At 35.4% G+C, this 20,900-nt stretch carries 15 protein-coding genes; 8 read left to right on the forward strand and 7 right to left on the reverse strand.

Annotated features, from left to right (window positions below; all coding sequences use genetic code 11):
- Positions 1-265 precede the first annotated feature (265 nt).
- The 6 genes from ASE40_RS06475 (at position 266) to ASE40_RS06500 (ending at position 11,363) form a co-directional block, all read left to right on the forward strand.
- Positions 266-3,268, forward strand: coding sequence for a SusC/RagA family TonB-linked outer membrane protein (locus ASE40_RS06475; RefSeq protein ID WP_057116151.1), 3,003 nt, complete (start codon positions 266-268; stop codon positions 3,266-3,268).
- A gap of 12 nt (positions 3,269-3,280) precedes the next feature.
- Positions 3,281-4,801 carry a RagB/SusD family nutrient uptake outer membrane protein gene (locus tag ASE40_RS06480; RefSeq protein ID WP_057116152.1) on the forward strand — a complete coding sequence of 507 codons (1,521 nt, stop codon included), beginning with the start codon at positions 3,281-3,283 and terminating at the stop codon, positions 4,799-4,801.
- A gap of 256 nt (positions 4,802-5,057) precedes the next feature.
- Positions 5,058-6,251 carry a glycoside hydrolase family 88 protein gene (locus ASE40_RS06485; protein ID WP_057116979.1) on the forward strand — a complete coding sequence of 398 codons (1,194 nt, stop codon included), beginning with the start codon at positions 5,058-5,060 and terminating at the stop codon, positions 6,249-6,251.
- 72 nt (positions 6,252-6,323) lie between these two features.
- Positions 6,324-8,732 carry a glycoside hydrolase family 2 protein gene (locus ASE40_RS06490; protein ID WP_057116153.1) on the forward strand — a complete coding sequence of 803 codons (2,409 nt, stop codon included), beginning with the start codon at positions 6,324-6,326 and terminating at the stop codon, positions 8,730-8,732.
- Between the two features lie 138 nt (positions 8,733-8,870).
- Entirely contained in the window at positions 8,871-10,667 is a 1,797-nt protein-coding gene (locus ASE40_RS06495; protein ID WP_057116980.1) for a glycoside hydrolase family 2 protein, read from the forward strand.
- 132 nt (positions 10,668-10,799) lie between these two features.
- On the forward strand, positions 10,800-11,363 hold the full coding sequence (locus ASE40_RS06500; protein WP_057116154.1) for a DUF2911 domain-containing protein: 564 nt from the start codon (positions 10,800-10,802) through the stop codon (positions 11,361-11,363).
- A gap of 61 nt (positions 11,364-11,424) precedes the next feature.
- On the opposite strand, the gene ASE40_RS06505 is transcribed toward ASE40_RS06500, so the two are convergent.
- From ASE40_RS06505 to ASE40_RS06520, 4 genes are all read right to left on the reverse strand, one after another.
- Positions 11,425-11,874 (reverse strand): hypothetical protein, encoded by a 450-nt coding sequence (locus tag ASE40_RS06505; RefSeq protein WP_057116155.1) that lies wholly within the window; start codon positions 11,872-11,874, stop codon positions 11,425-11,427.
- 162 nt (positions 11,875-12,036) lie between these two features.
- Positions 12,037-14,241, reverse strand: coding sequence for a xanthine dehydrogenase family protein molybdopterin-binding subunit (locus tag ASE40_RS06510; protein WP_057116156.1), 2,205 nt, complete (start codon positions 14,239-14,241; stop codon positions 12,037-12,039).
- A gap of 7 nt (positions 14,242-14,248) precedes the next feature.
- Entirely contained in the window at positions 14,249-15,229 is a 981-nt protein-coding gene (locus ASE40_RS06515; RefSeq protein ID WP_057116157.1) for an FAD binding domain-containing protein, read from the reverse strand.
- On the reverse strand, positions 15,226-15,864 hold the full coding sequence (locus tag ASE40_RS06520) for a 2Fe-2S iron-sulfur cluster-binding protein (protein WP_057116158.1): 639 nt from the start codon (positions 15,862-15,864) through the stop codon (positions 15,226-15,228). The genes ASE40_RS06515 and ASE40_RS06520 overlap by 4 nt, the downstream gene beginning before the upstream one ends.
- 351 nt (positions 15,865-16,215) lie before the next feature.
- On the opposite strand from ASE40_RS06520, the gene ASE40_RS06525 reads away from it, so the two are divergent.
- A complete protein-coding gene (locus ASE40_RS06525) occupies positions 16,216-17,358 on the forward strand; it encodes a cysteine desulfurase family protein (protein ID WP_057116159.1) in 1,143 nt (380 codons plus the stop codon).
- 109 nt (positions 17,359-17,467) lie between these two features.
- Here the strand turns inward: ASE40_RS06525 and ASE40_RS06530 are convergent, their stop codons facing one another.
- The 3 genes from ASE40_RS06530 to ASE40_RS06540 all read right to left on the reverse strand — a co-directional run bounded on the left by ASE40_RS06530 (position 17,468) and on the right by ASE40_RS06540 (position 20,031).
- Positions 17,468-18,070: an NTP transferase domain-containing protein gene (locus ASE40_RS06530; protein WP_241774330.1), complete on the reverse strand. Its 603-nt coding sequence runs from the start codon at positions 18,068-18,070 to the stop codon at positions 17,468-17,470.
- A complete protein-coding gene (locus ASE40_RS06535) occupies positions 18,060-19,184 on the reverse strand; it encodes an XdhC family protein (protein WP_057116161.1) in 1,125 nt (374 codons plus the stop codon). Before ASE40_RS06535 ends, ASE40_RS06530 begins: the two co-directional genes overlap by 11 nt.
- A 70-nt stretch (positions 19,185-19,254) precedes the next feature.
- The gene (locus ASE40_RS06540) at positions 19,255-20,031 is read right to left on the reverse strand and encodes a response regulator transcription factor (protein WP_057116162.1); all 777 of its coding nucleotides are present in this window, start codon (positions 20,029-20,031) and stop codon (positions 19,255-19,257) included.
- Positions 20,032-20,132: 101 nt separating this feature from the next.
- Between ASE40_RS06540 and ASE40_RS06545 the strand changes: the two genes are divergently transcribed.
- Positions 20,133-20,882, forward strand: coding sequence for a DUF1349 domain-containing protein (locus ASE40_RS06545; RefSeq protein ID WP_082586795.1), 750 nt, complete (start codon positions 20,133-20,135; stop codon positions 20,880-20,882).
- The last annotated feature ends 18 nt before the right edge of the window (positions 20,883-20,900 follow it).

Consider the following 20,900-nt stretch of genomic DNA (forward strand, 5'->3'; position numbering starts at 1 on the left):
ATTTCACATTCTCACATTTCACATTCCCACATTTTCACACCTTACTTAAACAATCCGCATTTTTAAAGGCTTAAAAAAGGGTATCTGTATTTTTAGATACCCTTTTTTGTATTTCTATTTCTTTTTTGGCTTCTACATTTGCCATATGAAAATCAAAAAAACAAACTTCTTATTACTACAGATTCTGTTTGTCATCGTGATAATTGGAATGAGTTTATTGCTTTTCTACTTTATCTAACTTATTAACCTTAAAACCAAAAAATGAATGTTTACAAACCAAAAAAACAAACCGTTTAAATGGTGTTTACTGGTATCTTTTTTACTGGTAAATTTCATGATGAATGCGCAGGAAAGAAAAGTAACTGGAAAAGTTACTTCGAGCGAAGATTTTCTCGGACTTCCTGGGGCGAATGTCTATATTAAAAATTCATCTGTAGGCGCATCTGCAGATATGGACGGGAATTATACTGTTATTGTTTCAGAAAAAAATGCTGTTTTAGTTTTCAATTTTGTCGGATTTCAAACTGTAGAAATTCCAGTTGGAAACAAAACCGTAATCAACGTAAGTTTAAAACCGGATACAAAAGCCCTTGACGAAGTAATCGTAGTAGGTTACGGAACGCGTAAAAAGAGCGACATCACTGGTTCTGTATCTTCTGTAACTGCAAAAGAATTAACCGCGTTTCCACTTTTAAATGCAGAACAAGCTTTGCAAGGCCGTGCTGCGGGTGTTTCTGTAATGACTAATAATGGTGGTGAACCTGGTGCTCCCGTAAAAATCAGGGTGCGTGGCGGAACTTCGATTAATGCCAGCGGTGATGCACTTATTGTCGTTGATGGTTTTGCAGGAGTTTCGATGCCGGCACCTCAGGATATTGCTTCTATTGAGGTTTTAAAAGATGCTTCGGCTACTGCAATTTACGGATCTCGAGGTTCAAACGGGGTTATTATGGTAACGACTAAAAAAGGAAAACCAGGAAAACCTGTTATTGAATTTAGTAATTCTACTTCGATACAATCAGTAAATAACAAATTACATTTATTAAATGCTGATCAGTTTGCAGCATACAGACAAAGTTTTACAACGCACACACAAGGTCCTGCGAATACAGACTGGCAGGATGTTATTTACCGAGATGGAATGATTTCGAATACACAATTGTCTTTTTCTGGCGGATCTGACAATGTGAGATATTATGTGTCTGGAACGTATTTCAACCAAGATGGAGTTGTAATTAATTCAGGAATTGATAAATACACGATCGTAGGAAATCTTGAAGCTGATTTATCTCCAAAATTCAAAGTTGGCTTAAATACTTTTACAAGTAAACAAAACAAAGAAGGAATTATCAGCCAGACAGGAGCTGGAGGAACTGGCGCTGCAGGTGTAATTGCAGCTGCGTACAGATTTATGCCCGACAAAGGAATTTACAATGCTGACGGAACTTATACCACAACAGCTCCAATTGGGGATGATATTGACAATCCGTACGCTACGGCAATGGAAAATATTCTGGAAACAGTTTCTATTGTAAACAGAAGCAATTTCTTTGCCCAGTATCAAATTACAAAAGATCTTGATTTTAAAACCACTTTAGGTTTAACCGATAATAATTCGCAGACGGGAAGATTTATTCCATCAACTTTAATTGCTGGAAAAAATATTAAAGGAGAAGCTTCTGTAAACAACACCAGATTTTCTTCTTTTTTAACAGAAAACTACCTGACTTTCAAACGTGAAATTATTGAAAAGGGAATTTTAACTGTTCTTGGCGGCTATTCATACCAAAAAAATAAAAATGAAAGTTCATATGCTGCTTCAAGAGGATTTTTAACCAATACCAATTCGTATAGAAATTTAGGCGCTGGAACTGTATTTTTAAAACCAGATTCTAATTTATCTGAAACGGAATTGATTTCTGCTTTCGGAAGGTTGAATTTTGATTATGACGATAAGTATTTACTAACTTTTACAGCCAGACGAGACGGTTCTTCAAGCTTTAGTAAAAACTACAAATACGGAACCTTCCCTTCGGGTGCAATTGGATGGAACATAGGGAAAGAGAATTTCCTAAAAGATAGCAAAACGGTCTCAAATCTAAAATTAAGAGCGAGTTATGGAGCAACAGGAAACCCTTCAATTGGCGCCTACTCTACTTTATCGCGATTCTCTGAAATTTATGACGTGAGCGGTGACGTAATCGTAAATGCGGTGCAATTAACTTCTTTGGATAATCCGAATTTGAAATGGGAAACTTCTTATCAGCAGGATTACGGAATTGATTTAGGTTTATTTGATAACCGAATCAGTATTACGGCAGATTATTATAAAACAATTACTAAAGATCTATTGTTTAACAGACCATTACCTGGGATTTCAGGAATTGCTTCGCAGCTGCAAAACGTTGGGGAGTTAGAAAATAAAGGATGGGAATTAGGAATTAATACCAAAAACTTCATTGGTGCCGATTTTACTTGGTCAACAAACTTTAATATTTCTTCCAACAAAAATAAAGTACTAAAACTAGCTGATAATAAAGATCTTTTGATCAACTCTGCTCCAGGTCACTTTTTGGCAACAGAGTCTCAAATATTGCGAGTTGGCCAGCCTGTTGGTTCGTTCTTCGGATTTATTTATGATGGTGTAATTCAGCAGGGAGAACCAGTTTTACCTGGGAATTTTGAAACTATCGCAGGTGGAGAAAAATTCAGAGATGTAAATGGCGACGGTAAATTAGATTCTCAAGATAAAACAATCATCGGAAATCCAAATCCAGATTTCATCTTTGGATTCAACAATGATTTCACTTATAAAAATCTGGATTTGAATATTTTCTTTCAAGGTTCACAAGGCAATCAAATCTTAAACTATACTTTGATGGAACTGGCTTCTGGAAATAACAATGCTACAACGGAGGTTTTAGATGCTTGGACACCAACAAATACAAATACAAATGTTCCTGCAAATGCTGCCAGAACCAAAAGAATCACTTCTAGATTTGTGTATGATGGAAGTTACATTCGTTTGAAAAACATCTCTTTAGGATATAGTTTAGATGAAAAAATTGTTTCGAAAATGGGATTAAGTAAAGTTCGTTTTTACATCAGTGCACAAAACCTTTGGACGATTACAGATTATCCTGGTTCAGATCCTGAAACAAATTACTTAAACGACACCAATTCAAGAAGTAATACCAATTTAGGATTGGATTATGGAGGATATCCGAACGTGAGAACATTTACAGCAGGATTTAATGTGAAATTTTAATCTAAAACCACTATGAAAAAATATATAGCTCTTCTTTGCTTAGGAACAATGAATTTCTTCAGTTGTTCTGATCTGGAAGAAAAACCAGTAGGAATTATTCGTCCAGATAACTTTTTTAACAATACAGACGATTTACAAGCCGCTGTAAACGGTGCTTTTGCCAATATTGCCCACAATAACTATTGGGGAAGAGAATTTACAATTGCCTTAATGCTTCGCGATGATATGGCAGATATTGGCGACAGAACTACTCAGGCCGCGCGTATCGATGTAAATGATATGAGTATGAACGATACTAATGCGCTTGTTGCAAACTTTTGGCCGCAGTCGTACGTAATAATTACCGCAGCCAATCAAGCTATTGAAGGCGCTAAGAAAACACCTGGCGATCCTGCAAAAGTAAATGCAATTGTGGCTCAGGCTTATTTTGCAAGAGCTTTTACGTACTATCATTTGGTTCGCCTTTTTGGAGATATTCCGTATGTTGATTTTGTTGTAAATGATGTGGCGCAGGTAAACTCTTTAAGTAAAACCAAAGAAGCAGATGTTTACCCAAAAATAATTGCCGATTTAGAATTTGCAAAACAATGGCTGGATGATAAACCAAAAGTAAAAGCAGTGCCAGGAAAAGGTACAGCAGCCGGTTATTTAGCATCTGTTTATCTGACTTTAGGCAATTACCAAAAAGCCTATGATGAAGCCAAATATGTAATTACAAACGAAGCCAAATTTGGTTTAGGTTTAGATGCTGATTTTCAAGATTTATTCAATGCCACAAAAACAGCTTCACTTAAAGAACCATTATTTACAGTTGATTTTAACAACTTAACATCTGGAAACTACGGTCAGGATTATACAGCATTTTTTACAGGATCTTTAAAAGATGACAGTTACAGCTACGGACAAGGGTTTTCTGTTGCCGTTCCATCTTTAAAAGTATTTCAAACTTGGGATCAAAGAGATTATAGAAGAGCAGTAAGCTTTGATACGATTATCAGAAAGAAAACTGGTCCAGGCGGTTCACTGCAAGTTTATCCTTCAAGCGATAATGAGAAAGCGCCTCGTCCGCACATTGCTAAATATTTCCGCTTTCCAGGAAAAGCAGGTGCTAACGGAAGAACTTCGCAGCACAATTACATTACAATGCGTTTTGCAGAAGTTCTACTAACGGCTGCTGAAGCTTTAAACGAAATCAATCCCGGAACAACAGAAGCTGACGGCTATGTAAACCGTGTTCGTGCAAGAGCGAGAAACAAAGCTGGAAAACTGGTTTCTTTTCCTGCAAACGTAACACCTGGATTGTCTCAGACAGATTTCAGAAAAATGGTTATTGATGAAAGAAGATTAGAATTGGCATTCGAATACATTAGATGGTACGATATTAAGAGACTAAAAAATGGTCCTGAAGTATTTGGTCCGAATGGTCTTGAACCTCATCCAAATTTTGATCCAAACAGAGATTATTTATGGCCATTGCCTGGAACAGAATTGGCAATCAATCCGAATTTAAAACCAAATAATCCTGGGTATTAATTAAACGCAGATGAAACGGATTTGCTATCGCAAAAACGCTGATTTTGCACGGATTTTTTCTCTCGCAGATCTCACAGATTTGGCTGATTTTTACTTCACGCAGATTAAATTGCTTTTTAATTTAATTTGCTCAATCTGTAAAATCTGCGGAAACAATTATTCGTGGCGTAATAAAAAAATCCGTATAAATCCGCGTTTTCGCGATAGCGAATCTGTCAAATCCGCGTCTAAAAATTACGATTACAAAATATTTAATATGAAGAATGTCAGTTTCATTTCTTTAATTCTTGGGTTTGCATCGTTGGTAACAGCGTGCAAGCCCGGAATTAATCCTCAAGCAAAAACAACCTCAACAAGTACACAAAAATTGGAAACGCGATACAAAATGCTGCTCGATTATCCAGTAGATTCTATGTCGATGCCGAGAAGTATGAATGTAAAATCTCTTGAAATTCGCAAAGTGCCGTCGAGAGATTGGACAAGCGGTTTTTTTGCTGGAAATCTTTGGCAATTGTACCGACTTACAGGCGATTCAAAATATAAAGAACAAGCTCAAAAATGGACTCGTTTCAGCAAAAAAGAAAGTGTCAACAGTAATTCGCATGACGTAGGTTTTAAAGTGTTTTGCAGTTTTGGAGAAGCTCTAAAAGTGGAAAACAAAAAAGAATACGAAGAGGTAATTATTAAAGGCGCTGAAACTTTGTGTACAAGGTTCAATCCAAAAGTGGGTTCGATTCGTTCTTGGGATTTCAACAAGGAAATTTGGGATTATCCTGTAATCATCGACAATATGATGAATCTGGAATTGCTTTTTGAAGCTTCAAAATTATCTGGAAACAATAAATACCGTGATGTCGCTATCAAACATGCCAATACAACCTTAAAAAACCAGTTTAGAGCAGATAACTCTTGTTATCACGTTATCGATTATAATCCAAATACAGGCGAAGTGAGAAAGAAAACTACGCTTCAAGGTTATAATGACGATTCGGTTTGGGCACGTGGGCAAGCTTGGGCAGTATACGGATTTACGATGTCCTATCGATATACAAAAGATCCTGCCTATTTAAAACAAGCTGAAGCGACAGCAAAGTTTTTTATGACAAATAAAAACCTGCCAGAAGATGGAATTCCGTATTGGGATTTTAAAGATCCGAGTATTCCAAATGCAGCTCGTGATGTTTCTGCAGCAATGGTAATGGCATCAGCATTATATGAGCTGTATGGTTATACTAAAAATGATACTTATTTGGCTTTCGCTGATAAAATGATGGCTTCGGTACAAACCGATAAATACATTTTAGACACCACAATTAAAGCGCCTTTTCTTTTTGACCACAGTACAGGAAACTGGCCTAAACACGATGAAATTGATGAACCAATAATCTACGCCGATTATTATTTTCTAGAAGCATTAATAAAGGTACAAAGGCTCAAAGGTTCAAAGTAACAAAGGTTTTGAATCTTTGAATCTTTGAGCCAGAAAAGCTTTAAACCTTTGTAACTATGAACCTTTGTAACTATGAATAAACCGAATAAAACTTTTTCAATTTTTGCGCTTTTTGTTTTGTTTCAAATTTGTCTGAGCAGTTTTGCTCAGACAAAAAGAAACATTAATGACAACTGGCTTTATTTAGAAAATCATACAACAAACCTCAGCGAAGCCGAAAAAGCTTCAAACTGGATTTCTCTTAATTTACCACATACCTGGAACGCCGAAGATGCAACCGATTTATATCCGGGTTACAGACGCGATGCCAGCTGGTATCAGAAGAAACTAGACATTCCGCAAATCGATAACAACCGTGTTTATTCCTTATATTTTGAAGGTTCAAATGTTACCACAAAAGTATATGTAAACGGAAAAGAAGCTGGTTCGCACATTGGCGGATATATTGGCTTTTCAATTGACATTACCAACTTTATTAAAGAAGGAAACAACGATATTTTTGTTCGAGTTGATAATAGTTACGACATCGAAATTATCCCGTCTCAAAAGAGTGATTTCTTTATTTATGGCGGAATCACGCGCGATGTATGGCTGGTTTCGAAATACAAAAATCATATCGAAAATATAAAAATTACAACTCCTGAAGTTTCTACCAAAAAAGCTTCGGTGCAAATCGTTTCTACTTTTGTAAATCCAGATAATTCAAAAGATTTATCATTAACCATAACACTCAAAAATCCGAAAGGAAAAAAAGTGGCAAGTAAAACAATTCCTGTTACCGATAAAACTTCGACAGTCACTTTCGAAAATATCAAAAATCCAGAACTTTGGGATACCGAAAAACCTAATTTATATAAACTAAGTGCTGTTTTATCAGAAAAAAATCAAATTAAGGACAGTGTTCCTGAAAAAGTAGGTTTTAGATGGTTTGAATTTAAAGATCATGGTCCGTTTTACCTTAACGGAAAACGTTTGCTAATTCGCGGTACACATCGTCATGAAGAGCAAGCTGGAGTTGGCGCTGCTATGAGCAACGAACAGCATTGGGCCGATATGAAATCAATCAAAGAAATGGGTGCTAATTTTGTTCGCTTAGCACATTATCCGCAAGATCCTGAAATATATAAAGCTTGTGATGAACTTGGCCTTTTGGTTTGGGATGAACTGCCTTGGTGCCGTGGCGGAATTGGTAACGATGTCTGGAAAACGACTACCAAAAACATGCTTGAGGAAATCATTACTCAAAACTATAATCATCCGAGCATTATTATCTGGTCTCTTGGAAACGAAATCAATTGGCTTCCAGACTTCCCTGATGGAGATAATGCAGATAAAACCAACGTTTTTTTAAATGAACTAAACGAAATTGCTCATAAACTGGATCCAACTAGAAAAACGGCAATTAGAAAATATTACGAAGGATCGCATATTGTGGATGTTTTCTCACCTTCGATTTGGTCGGGCTGGTATTCTGGAAGTTATAAAAGCTACCAAAAAGCAATTGATGTTTACAAAAAAGAATACAAACATTTCATTCACGCTGAATATGGCGGAGACAGTCATGTTGGCCGTCATAGCGAAAATCCAATTACAGGCGAAAATGTAATAAAAGCTGAAGGATGGGAAGAAGCCATTGTACAGACTAAAATCGCTAACATTGCGCAAATTGGAGATTGGAGCGAGAATTATATAGTTGATTTGTTTGACTGGCATTTGCATATATCCGAGAATGATCCAGCGTTTGTGGGAAATGTTCAATGGGCATTTAAGGATTTTGCAACGCCATTGCGTCCAGAAGATGATATTCCGTACATGAACCAAAAAGGATTAACTGACCGAAACGGAATTCCAAAAGATGCGTATTATGTTTTTAAAAGCTATTGGGCAAAAGAACCTTTTGCTTACATAGAATCGCATACGTGGACAGAAAGACAAGGTCCAGAAAATACTCCGAGAACGATCAGTGTTTTTAGTAACTGCGAGAAAGTGACTTTACTTCATAACGGAAAATCTCTTGGCGAAAAACAAAGAAATCTTTCGCTATATCCAGCAAATGGTTTAACTTGGGATGTCAATTTTAAAAAAGGAGAAAATATCCTAATTGCTATTGGTAAAAATAAAGATGGCAAAACGGTTTCTGATACCATAAAAGTTAATTATCGTTTCAATAAAAATGATACGGCTTCTTCTTTGCAATTATCTTCAGAAAAACTGAAAAACGGTAATTATTTAGTAACAGCAATTGCAATTGACAATAACAATTTACGCTGTCTGGATTATGAAGCAAGTGTTTATTTTCAATGTATGAAAGGCGGTAAAACGTTAAAAAATCAAGGAACGCCAACGGGAAGTGAATCTATAAGAATGGCAAACGGAAAGGCTTCTATTGAAGTTGTTCCAGACGGTTCAGGCAATCCGATTGAAATGACGGCATTGAATCAGAGTTTTAAAGGGGAATATTTAAAGATTTCTGTTGAGTAAAAAGATTCTGAGATGCTAAGGCACTAAGATTCTAAGTTTTTTTTAGTCTAGTTGTCATCCTGACAAAAAAATAGTAAAAAAACTTCGTGCCTTAGCGTCTTCGTGGCAAAACACAATTACAAAACAAATTATAATACAATGAAAAGACTATTAACCACATTACTCCTTACCTATTCCTTTCTGGGATTTGCACAAAATTTAATCTCAAACGTTCCAAACCGAAATACGACTTCTTTAAACGGCGTTTGGAATTACATTATAGATCCTTATCAAACGGGATTTTACAGCTTTCACCTTGATCAGTACGACAAACAGGAAAAACCAGCAAAAGGCGCATTTTTCACTAATTACCATGCTCAAAACAAACAGGAGCTGGTAGAATATGATTTTGATAAATCGCCAACTATTACTATTCCTGGCGATTGGAATTCGCAGGTTACGGAACTGAAATATTATGAAGGAAATGTTTGGTTTAAAAAGTCTTTCGATTACAATTTAGCAGCTAACAAACGTCTGTTTTTATATTTGGGCGCCATCAACTACAAAGCTGATGTTTATTTAAACGGAAAGAAACTAGGAACTCACGAAGGCGGTTTTACGCCGTTTAATTACGAAGTGACTTCGATTGTTCAGCCAAAAGACAATTATTTAGTTATAAAAGTGGATAATACGCGCCATAAAGAAGATGTTCCAACTGTAAATACCGATTGGTGGAATTATGGCGGAATTACTCGCGATGTCACTTTAATTGAAGAAGAATCTTCATTTGTAGAAGATTATAACATTCAGCTGAAAAAAGGGAATGCAAATGTTATTTCGGGGTTTATCAAGATCAACAATTTAGATGCGTCAAAAAATCAGATTTCGATTTCTATTCCTGAATTAAAAATCAGTTACAAAGGAAAAGCGGATAACAGCGGAATTTTAAACTTTGAAATCCCAGCCAAAAAAATCTCTTATTGGTCACCTGAAAATCCGAAATTATATGATGTTACCATTGACTTTAATGGAAAAAAATTAAACGATCAAATTGGTTTTAGAACAATTGAAACCCAAGGAGACAAAATCTTATTAAATGGAAAACCAGTCTTTTTAAGAGGAATTTCTATTCATGAAGAAAATGCAAAAGGCGGACGTGCTAATTCTGAAGAAGATGCTTTACGTTTATTGAATTGGGCAAAAGAACTAGGCTGTAATTATGTTCGTCTGGCACATTATCCGCATAACGAAAACATGGTCAGAGAAGCTGATAAAATGGGTCTAATGGTTTGGGAAGAAATTCCGGTTTACTGGACTGTGGAATTTACTAATAAAAATACGTATCAAAATGCCCAAGATCAGTTAACGGCTGCAATTACAAGAGATAAAAACAGAGCAAGTATTGTAATTTGGTCAATGGCGAATGAAACACCAATCTCAGATGCGAGAAATACATTTATCACAAATTTGGCCGCACATACAAGAGTACTAGATAATACGAGATTAATCAGCGCGGCTTTATTAACTAAAAAAGAAACAATTGATGACCCAATTGGAGAAATATTGGATGTTGTGGCTTTTAATCAATATTTAGGCTGGTACGGCGGTAATCTTGAAGATGCTGAAAAAATAACATGGAAATCGAAATATAATAAGCCTATTATTGTTTCTGAATTTGGAGGAGATGCCAAGCAAGGTTTTCACGGAGAAAAGAACGAACGCTGGACAGAAGAATATCAGGAATATTTATACATTCAGAACTTAAAAATGATCGAAAAAATTCCCCACTTAAGCGGATTAAGTCCATGGATTTTAGTTGATTTTAGATCTCCAAAACGTCTTCTTCCCGGTATTCAGGATGGATACAATCGTAAAGGATTAATTTCAAACGATGGTAATAAAAAGAAAGCTTTTTACATTATGAAGGACTGGTACGCCAAAAAGAAAAACGAATAAGAAAAAACTATTCATATCATTTCAATCAGAAATAAAAACTGTTATCAATTCATTAACAAAAAACAAACTGTAATTATATGATTTTTCTTCATTATTAACTTACTTTGTAGTTATTCTAAAAATTGTAATCCTATGAAAAAATTAAGTTTACTGGCAGTTACTTTATTTGCTGCCTTCACAGTTCAAGCTCAAGACATAGTAAAGTTTGCTCCACTTGATGCGAGTCCGGTTGACATTTCTTATTTCCCAAACAAAGCAGTAAAATTCAAAAAAACAGATAATCCAAATCCAGTTGTCAAAGTTATTTACGCTAGACCTTCTGTAAAAGGACGTACAATTTTTGGAGATATTGTGAAATTTGGAGAGATTTGGAGAGTTGGTGCTAATGAAAATACAGAGGTAAAATTCTACAAAGCAGTAACAATTGGCGGTAAAAATATTCCAGCAGGAACTTACAGCTTATTTGCTATTCCTGAAAAAGATAAATGGACTATCATTATCAACAAAGAATTGGATTTATGGGGCGCTTATGCTTATGACCAAAGTAAAGATGTTGTAAGAGTTTCAGTTCCTGTTAAACCAGTATCTGATGTAATCGAAGCTTTATCAATCGCTTTTACTACACAGGGTTCTGTTGCCAACTTAGTTATAGGATGGGATAAAACAACGGTTGAATTGCCAATTACGATTAAATAATTAATCGTTTATTAGATATAAAAAAAAGAGACATTTTACGATGTCTCTTTTTTTACATTAGCTAATTGCCTATCTGCCAAAACAATTCATTAAAAGGTTCATTAACAAACTCTTTTGTTAGTGAATATCCATAGGGATAAATACCATCTTCTAAACCATTTTCTACTCTCTTCATAGTTTTTTGCGCAGGAAAACAAACCGTTTGATTTGGAAGTTTAACTGAGAAATTTATTTCTCCTTTAGGATCAGTGTCATCTGTAATCAATATAGAATTTGGAACATTCCGTATTAAAGTTTTTGCTACATAACTGGAGACAGCAAAAATAATACTTCCCAAATTTTCACTTAGTCTCCCGTTAGGTTTTGGTTTATTGCTAATAAGATTATTTTGAAAAAATCTATCAATTTCAATTAAACTATTAATAGAATAATCTAAATTGTAATTATCAGCTTTAAAGGCATTCACTACCCAAGCAGCATATTCATTGATGTCTTCAGCTAAATTTGCCATAAAAAATTTCTCTTAAATTTATTGCAAAAATATATTTCACAGAATAATATTAAATCCTTGAAAAGTTTTAAAACTAACACTTTAAGCTTAGATTTTCCATCAAAATCTAAAAATAATAAATATTAAAAAAAAGAGACATTTTTCAATGTCTCTTTTTTTGTTTTAAACCTTTGCAGTTTCTATAATTTTATCGAGCGTTATTGGTAAATCTCTTACTCGCTTTCCAGTGGCGTTAAAAACAGCATTTGCAATTGCAGGCGCCATTCCTACCAAAGCGGTTTCTCCAAGACCTTTTGTTCCCATTGGATTACTGATTGGGTCTTTTTTATTGACGAAGAAAACTTCCTGTTTTTCAATATCAGCATTTACTGGAACATGATAATCAGCGAAATTATTATTGATTGGCCTTCCGAAACGATGATCGATTTCGAGAGCTTCCATTAATCCCATTCCGATTCCTCCTACCGCACCGCCGTACATTTGCCCAGCCGATGTTTTTTGGTTGATAACCGTTCCAATATCGGCACAGGAAACAACATGCGCCAATCGTATTTTACCCAAATTCGGATTCACTAGTACTTTTACAAAATGCACTGAAAATGAGTAAATAGAGTATTTCTTAGCTTCCTCTGTACCTTTCGACTGGTTTTCAACTTCTATTCCTTCTAATTTATTAGCAGCAAGTAAGGAAGTTAAATCAACTTTTTTGGAACTATCTTTTTTAGAAGAAATCACACCATTTGAAAAAGTCAAATCTGTGATCGGAATTCCTTTTAAAGATGGATTTTCACTTGCCAATCCAAGTACTTTACTTATTAATAAATTACAAGAATCATGAACTGCAGAACCTACAGATGAAGTTGTTGCAGAACCTCCCTGTGTGGGGCCTTTTGGCAGTCCGCTTTTTCCCATTTCAATAATAACATTTTCTGCCGGTACTCCGGTAATTTCAGCACCAATTGCAGTCATCATCGTTGCCGTTCCTGGTCCCATATCATTGACACTGCATTGAAGCACCAAATTTCCGTCTGCTAAAAATTTAGCTTTTACAGCTGTTGGGTTTCTGTAACTTCCAAAAGTTCCAGTTCCCATTCCGTAGCCCACAAGCCACTCACCTTCTTTCACAGATCCGGGTTTGTTTTTACGGTTTTTCCAGCCAATACGTTCCATACCGCCTTCGTAACATTCTAAAAGATATTTACTGCTCCACGGTTTATTTTGTTCCAGATCTTTTTCGGCATAATTCAGTTTTCGAAACTCAATTGGATCCAGATTTAATTTATGCGCCATTTCATCCATAGCAGATTCTAATGCAAAAGAACCCGTTGCCTCGCCTGGACCTCGCATCCAAATTGGTGTACAAGTATCCAAAGGCACAATTCGATAACGCGTAGAAACACTCGCACAATCATAAATAAATCGGGACATGTTTACGGTTCCTTCCATAAAATCCTCATAGCTGGAAGTCATTGCAACGGCTTCGTGTGTTAAGCCAGTCAGTTTGCCTTCTTTGGTTGCGCCTAAGCCCATTTTCTGGATGGTATAAGGCCTGAATCCAACATTGGTAAACATCTGCTCACGGTGCAGAACTAATTTTACTGGACGATTTAGTTTTTTTGCTCCAATTAAAGCTGCGATTTCATATGGCCAAGTGTGTAATCCCATTCCAAATGCACCTCCAAGATATTCAGAATGCACCTCAACATCTTCAATTGGTACTCCAAAAACTCCGGCAACACTTTTACGAGTTCCTTCAACACCTTGACTTTTAGTATATAAAATAGGTTTATTTCCATCCCATTTTGCGATAATATTGGCAAGTTCCATCGGGTTATGAACTTCGGTTGGGATGGTATATTCTGCTTCTAAAACAACCTCTCCATTTTTATATCCGTCATGCTCACCGCGATGATAGTCATTTCCTTTATCAGTTTCAACTTTTTTCTCTTTGTCGGCAGCTTTTTTAAGTTCGGTCGAATGTTCTTCTTTGAGATAATCTGCTTTAATTAAACTTGCTGCATACTGCATACGCTCGAAAGTATCGGCAATAACCAATGCAATCGGCTGATCGTAGTACAAAACCGAATCATCTTTAAAAATCTGAAGCGGCTGACCGAAATTATGTTTGTCTTTTGCTTTTTGATATCCAACAGGTTTATCCACATTTAAATGTGTAATGACAGCCAAAACTCCAGGAGCCCATTCTGCTTTTTTAGTATCAATGCTTTTGATTCTTCCTTTTGCGATCGTACTTCCAACCAAACACGCATATACAACACCAGGCGTTTTATATTCGGCAGAATATGTTGCAGAACCTGTTACTTTAGCAAATCCGTCAACTCTATTAATATTACTTGTCTTGCTCATAATCTAATTATTTTGATGCTGCTATTGTAAGTGCTTCTGTTATGGCATTGGCTCCGAGTGTTAATTTAAAATCATTATCGCCGTAACCTCTGGCGCCTCTCATTGCTAAATCTGCTGCCTGTTTAAAAATCCCTTCTGAAATTGTTTTCCCTTTCAGAAATTCTTCTGCCTCAGTTAATCGCCACGGTTTATGTGCCACACCGCCCATAGCAAGTCTGACATCATTAATTTTATCATTTTTAAGATCTAAAGCCACAGCAACAGAAACTAATGCAAATGCATAACTGCTTCGGTCACGTACTTTTAGATAATGTACATTTTTAGTGAAATTATTATCCGGAATTTCGATTGAAGTAATCAATTCTTTATCTTCCAAAGTATTGTCTTTTTCTGGCGTATTTCCCGGCAGACGATGAAAATCTGTGAATTTAATTTGTCTTTTCCCTTTTGGACCTTCTACCAAAACATTAGCGTCTAATGCTGCCAACGCCACGCACATATCGCTTGGATGAACGGCAATGCAGCTTTCTGAAGCTCCAAAAATTGCGTGCATTCTATTTACACCACCGATAGCGCCGCAGCCGCTTTTAGGAACACGTTTGTTACAAGGCATATCCGTATTGTAAAAATACGAACAGCGAGTACGCTGTAACATATTACCGCCTACTGTTGCCATATGTCTTATTTGTTGTGAAGCTCCTGCTGCCAAAGCCTGAGCCAACAAAGGATGTTTTTCTTTAATGGATGCATCTTCCGCAACCTGACTGTTTTTGGCTAATGCTCCTATGGAAACTTTTCCTTTTAAAAATTCAATCTGTTTTAAATCTAAAGCTGTAATATCTACCAGTTTATCTGGAGCCACTACATTCTTTTTCATTAAATCAACCAAGTTTGTACCGCCGGCAATAAACATCGCCTCTTTTTCTTTCTTGATATTTGAAACAGCAGATGCTGCTGACAATGCTCTTATGATCTGAAAATTTTTCATATCTCCTTTCCTCCTTCCTTCACTTCAGTTATAGCATCAACAATATTGTGGTAAGCACCGCATCTGCAGATATTACCACTCATATATTCTCTGATTTCCTCCCTGCTGTTAGCATGGCCTTCTTTGATGCAGGCAATTCCAGACATAATTTGTCCTGGCGTACAGTAACCGCATTGAAAACCATCATTTTTGATGAAAGCTTCCTGCATCGGATGTAGTTTTTTTCCGTTTGAAAGACCTTCGATTGTAGTAACCTGTGCATTTTGCTGCATCGAAGCCAAAGATAAACACGACAAAATTCGGGTTCCGTTTACGTGAACCGTACATGCACCGCATTGTCCGTGATCGCATCCTTTTTTAGTTCCGGTAAGCTGCAATTGTTCTCTTAACAAATCTAGCAAAGTGGTTCTTGGTTCGATATTAAGATTGTGTTTTTTGCCATTTACTTCGATAGAAAGCGGTACTGTCTCCAAATATTCCGCTATTTTTTCGTCCCATTTATTCTCGGATGCCATTACCAATGAAGGCGGTGTCAAGGCGAGAGCGGTAAAAAGTCCTGATTTTTTTATAAAGTCTCGGCGGGAATTGGAGTCTTCCACACTTACTTTATTCGGATTTGTTTTTTTTGAAGCCATTCAGTCTATCTTTAAATTAGCAAAATCACTTTAGGTATTCTAACAAATTTAACAATCTTAATTCACAAAAAGTTACAAAATTCAAACATTGAGCTTATTTAGAATAATTACAGTTTCTTATAAAAATTAACCGCAAAGAACGCTAAGTTTTTTTGATATAGATTGTTTTAAAAAAACGCTAAGTCCGCAAAGCTTCATGGATTCCTGCTTTGTGAACTTTGTATTTTATAAACCTCTCTACTTATTAAACCTTTGCGAACTTTGCGTTAAAAAAACAGAAAAATAGATTTATACATTTTTTTAATTTTAGGAATTTTCAAAATTGTATTTTTACGACACTAAGTCAAAATTATGTTTCAAAACCAAAATATTTATCTGGATAATAATGCTACAACTCGAGTTGATGAACGAGTTCTAAAAGCTATGCTTCCTTATTTTACAGATTTATATGCCAACTCGACTAGTCAGCATATTGCGGGATTAACCGTTAAAGAAGTCGTGGAAAATGCTGCCTGGCAGACTGCTGATTTAATTAATGCAGATGCAGAAGAAATCATTTTTACTTCTGGAGCAACAGAAGCAATTAATTTAGCGATAAAAGGTCTAGCCGATCAGGATCGAAAACACATTGTTACAATTGCTACTGAACACAAAGCCGTACTTGAAACTTGTGCTTTTAGGGAAAATATAGGTTTTACAGTAACGTATTTACAAACTAGTTCTGACGGCATTCTAGATATTAAACTTTTAGAAGAAATACTAACCGATAAAACACTGGTTTTCATTGGAATGTTTTCTAATAATGAAACAGGTGTTATTCAAAACATTGCTGAAATTTCTAAGATTCTGAAAGCTAAAAATGTGCTGTTTTTTTGTGATGCTACTCAGGCCATCGGGAAAATCCAGATTGATGTTAAATCTTTGGGAATTGATCTTTTAGCACTATCGGCGCATAAGTTTTATGGTCCAAAAGGAGTTGGTGCGTTGTATATTTCGGCGAAAGCCAAACTAAAATTAACTTCACAGATACTTGGCGGCGGCCAGCAGCGTAAATTACGAAGTGGAACGCTAAATGTCCCTGGAATTATTGGTTTAGGTAAAGCGTGTGAAATAGCTGTAAATGAATTAGAAGAAGATCAATATAGAATTGAATTATTACGTAATAAATTAGAATCAGGATTACTTCAATTTGAAGGTTCTTTTGTAAATGGAAATACTCAAAATCGCATTTGTAATACTTCAAATTTATGTTTTCCAGGTGTCAATTCAGAACAACTGATTATGGCTTTAGGTACTATTTCGGTTTCAAACGGAGCATCTTGTTCGGCAGTAACTTCTGAGCCTTCTCATGTTTTAAAAGCAATGGGATTATCGGATGAAGAAGCTTTGAGTTCGATTCGGTTTAGTTTGGGAAGATTTACTACCGAAGAAGAAATTGATATTGTTATTGATCGTGTGCTTTTTTTGGTTCGTGAACTTTACTCGAAAACATAAGAAAGTATTTTTTTTGTCTCGCAGATCTTGCAGATTAAGCAGATTTTAATCTTTTATTCAATCCATAAAAAACTTTGCACCTTTGCACCTTTGAGCCTCTGCAACTAAATCACCGAATCAACTTATCGTAATCTTCTTCGGTATCAATATCAATATTTCCTTTTTCGAAGATAATGGAAGACGTATCTTCAACATGCTTTTTAATGATTTTTTTTGCGCCTTCCTGTCCTTTCAATTCCAATAATTCAGGAAAGTATTTTTTATGGAATAAGACTGGCGTTCCTAAAGTTTTGGAATAGGCAGAAGCAACAATTGCTTTTCCTGTTTTATCATGTTCGTTTATAAGGTTTTCAAATATTGAAGTCGTTACAAAAGGCTGATCGCAGACTGCAAAAATACATTGCTCACAATCGGGATTTAAAAGCAGTATTTCGTTTAAACCTTTTACAATTGAAGACGACATTCCTGTTTCCCAATCTAGATTGAAGCAAGTAGTTATTTCAGCAGAAATAAGCTCTTTTAAAACACTTTCACTATTTGCGCCTGTTACCACAACCACAAACGAATTTTGAACTTTAGAAGCTTCTAAAATTGTATTATTTAAAAGCGTTGTCTCTTTGTACTGCAATAATTGCTTTGGCCGTCCTAATCTGGAAGAACTTCCTGCAGCCAAAATTACAATGCCCGTTTTATTTTGGAATTTATTTTCCATAATGAATTTCATCATGAATTTTACCTGACTTATATTTTAAAGAAGCTCCCTGTCTTTCGGTAGAAAACGCTTTAATTTCAGAGACAATAGAAAGCGCAATTTCTTCTGCTGTTTCAGAACCAATATCTAGTCCGATTGGACTGTAAATTCTATTAAGCTGTTCTTCATTTAGAAAAACACCTTCTTTTTCGAGATCATCCAGCATTCGGTTCAACTTTGATTTTGGACCTAAAATACCAATGTACTGGCAGTTTGTTTCTAGTAATAATTTTAGAATTCCCAGATCATATTTGTAATTGTGCGTCATTAAAACGAAATACGTTTGATCGTCAATACTAATATGCTCTAAAAATTGTTCGGGCTTTGTAACAAAAACCTGATCTGCTTTTGGGAAACGTTTTTGTACGGCATGAGTGGCACGGCCTTCGGCAACGGTAATTTTCCATCCTAGAATCGAAACCATTTCTACTAACGGCTGTACATCATTTCCTGCGCCTGCAATAACTAGAGAAATTGGAGGTTTTATATATTCAATTAAAGCTTCACCATCATTTTTTTCCTGAAGTTTTTTAACTACCGAGGTTTTGGTTTCAAGAACTTCTTTTACATCCGAAATTAAACTCAAAACTTCATCATTATGATTTAAAATAGGACTGTCTTTTCTGAAAAATAATGTGGTTCCAATCTGAGAAGCATTTCTTTTTAAAGAAAAAACAGTAACAATAACAGCTTCTTTCCTTTCTAATTCTAATTGCTGTAAAAGCTGAATTGAATTATTCTGAGCATCATCGTCAATGTATTCAAAAAGAATATGTACTATTCCGTTACAACCAAGCTGTAGACCAACTTCGGCATCATTTTCATTACTTGTGTTATAAGTGACTAGTTTATTTTGTTTTTGATTAATCGAGAGAAGTGCTTTTCGTAAAGCATCTCCTTCCAGGCATCCGCCGCTTATTGCGCCGGTCAGCAAACCATCTTCTGTAACCAACATTCTTGCGCCTGCCTGCCTGTATGAAGATCCTTCGACTTTAACTACAGTAGCCAGGGCTGTTTTTTTTCCTTCGGATTTTGCTCGAGAATATGCTTTTAGTATTTCGCTGATTTCTTTCATATAAATATTCGCCAACAAAATTTACGTGACGTCTTTTGAACAAGTGATTATAAAAATACAAATTAAAAATTTAAAGCGAAATAATTCCCATAACAAAAGCCGTCTGCACTGCCTCTGCCGTATTGGTTACTTTTAGTTTTTCAATAATATTCTGTCTATGACGACGAACTGTATATACGGAGATATGCATTTCTGAAGCGATCTGCTCGCTTTTGTTTCCTTTTGCAACGCTGTTTAAAACTTCTATTTCTCTTTTTGAAAGAATATTTTCAACCTGATTTTTATACTTCTCAGATTCTATTACTTCGCCCGTTTGTATATTGATAATTTTTCCATCGATTCCTGTTCGGGGCTGTAGATCTGTTGAAGGTAAATATAAACATAAGGCCAAAGAAATACTGCCGTTGCTGAATGTTTTGAGATAAATAGTGCGATGATTGATATACGAACATTTTTCTACAGAATCTCTCATTCTTAAACGACTGAAAGTACTGTAATTACTATATTCTTCTTGTGGAATTCCTTTTAAAAACTGATAAAAATTGAGTTCTAAAACATGACGTTCGACTAAATCATCTGGATTTATTTTGGTAAAAATACATTCTTCAAAAGCCGAATCAATTACCGAATTTGCATCTGGAAGTCCGAATACAGCACCGAAACTTCCCGCATAGATATAACTGCAATCTGACTGATAATCGGATAGAACTGCCACACATTGTTCAATCTTTACATAATTGCTCACAAATTGTTTGTACATTTCAATATCATTTGATTCTCCAATATCAAATTTTTGTTCTAAAAATGTAGTAATTAATTGGTTTTCGATTGAAAGCTTCTGTGGCATTTAAAAGAGGAATTGGTTAATTTTACGTATTGCCCTTCTTGAAAAGCAATTTTAATTTTGGAAAACTAAAAATATCATTTAATATCCCAAAAAAGACCATTATGAAAACATTTTTTTACAAGACATTCATTATTTCAAGCCTTTCTATATTTCTAAGCTGTAATTCTAAAAATGAAACTACAAAAGCGACAACTGCAGAAGAAACCAAAAAAGATTCAGCATTTGTAAATGGTTCACCTTGTGATATTAAATTATCTGCCATACATTTTACAAAAGCAGTTAACGGTGCAGATACTTTAATTAAAACTGAAAAAGACGAAAAAATTATATTTAAAGCAGGCGAAAAATCAGATTACTTTTCAGATCCTGATGGAAAATTATCCAATAACACTGCTCCAATGCTTTTGTCTAAAGTCGATAACACGAAACCTTTTACACTTACAGCAAAAGTAACTCCAGAATTTACCGAAAAAGGATTATATAATGCTGGTGTTTTATACATTTATGTAAATGATAGTTTCTACCAAAAATTTTGTTTTGAACAAGACGAAAGAGGAAATCACAGAGTTGTAACGGTACGCACAATGGGTACTTCTGATGATAACAATCATGATGTTGTAAAACAGCCGTCTATTTACATGAAAATTTCTTCGGATACCAAAACGGTTGCCAGCTATTATTCTCTTGATAAGAAAAACTGGCAGATGGTTCGATTGTATAAAAATAATTATCCAAAAGAAATCTGGGCTGGAATTAGTACGCAGTGCCCCGTAGATAAAGGAACTCAAAGCACATTTGATCAAATTAACTTGGAAGAAAAAAGTGTATCTGATTTTCGTTTAGGGATTTAATTTCAATTTTTACGATAC

The organism is Flavobacterium sp. Root935 (assembly GCF_001429295.1).
GTDB lineage: Bacteria > Bacteroidota > Bacteroidia > Flavobacteriales > Flavobacteriaceae > Flavobacterium.

Bases quoted from the DNA above. Each gene is read 5' to 3' on its own strand.
- ASE40_RS06475 (WP_057116151.1), top strand. From the start codon at position 266: ATGTTTACAAACCAAAAAAACAAACCGTTTAAATGGTGTTTACTGGTA.
- ASE40_RS06480 (WP_057116152.1), top strand. From the start codon at position 3,281: ATGAAAAAATATATAGCTCTTCTTTGCTTAGGAACAATGAATTTCTTC.
- ASE40_RS06485 (WP_057116979.1), top strand. From the start codon at position 5,058: ATGAAGAATGTCAGTTTCATTTCTTTAATTCTTGGGTTTGCATCGTTG.
- ASE40_RS06490 (WP_057116153.1), top strand. From the start codon at position 6,324: ATGAATAAACCGAATAAAACTTTTTCAATTTTTGCGCTTTTTGTTTTG.
- ASE40_RS06495 (WP_057116980.1), top strand. From the start codon at position 8,871: ATGAAAAGACTATTAACCACATTACTCCTTACCTATTCCTTTCTGGGA.
- ASE40_RS06500 (WP_057116154.1), top strand. From the start codon at position 10,800: ATGAAAAAATTAAGTTTACTGGCAGTTACTTTATTTGCTGCCTTCACA.
- ASE40_RS06505 (WP_057116155.1), bottom strand. From the start codon at position 11,874: ATGGCAAATTTAGCTGAAGACATCAATGAATATGCTGCTTGGGTAGTG.
- ASE40_RS06510 (WP_057116156.1), bottom strand. From the start codon at position 14,241: ATGAGCAAGACAAGTAATATTAATAGAGTTGACGGATTTGCTAAAGTA.
- ASE40_RS06515 (WP_057116157.1), bottom strand. From the start codon at position 15,229: ATGAAAAATTTTCAGATCATAAGAGCATTGTCAGCAGCATCTGCTGTT.
- ASE40_RS06520 (WP_057116158.1), bottom strand. From the start codon at position 15,864: ATGGCTTCAAAAAAAACAAATCCGAATAAAGTAAGTGTGGAAGACTCC.
- ASE40_RS06525 (WP_057116159.1), top strand. From the start codon at position 16,216: ATGTTTCAAAACCAAAATATTTATCTGGATAATAATGCTACAACTCGA.
- ASE40_RS06530 (WP_241774330.1), bottom strand. From the start codon at position 18,070: ATGGAAAATAAATTCCAAAATAAAACGGGCATTGTAATTTTGGCTGCA.
- ASE40_RS06535 (WP_057116161.1), bottom strand. From the start codon at position 19,184: ATGAAAGAAATCAGCGAAATACTAAAAGCATATTCTCGAGCAAAATCC.
- ASE40_RS06540 (WP_057116162.1), bottom strand. From the start codon at position 20,031: ATGCCACAGAAGCTTTCAATCGAAAACCAATTAATTACTACATTTTTA.
- ASE40_RS06545 (WP_082586795.1), top strand. From the start codon at position 20,133: ATGAAAACATTTTTTTACAAGACATTCATTATTTCAAGCCTTTCTATA.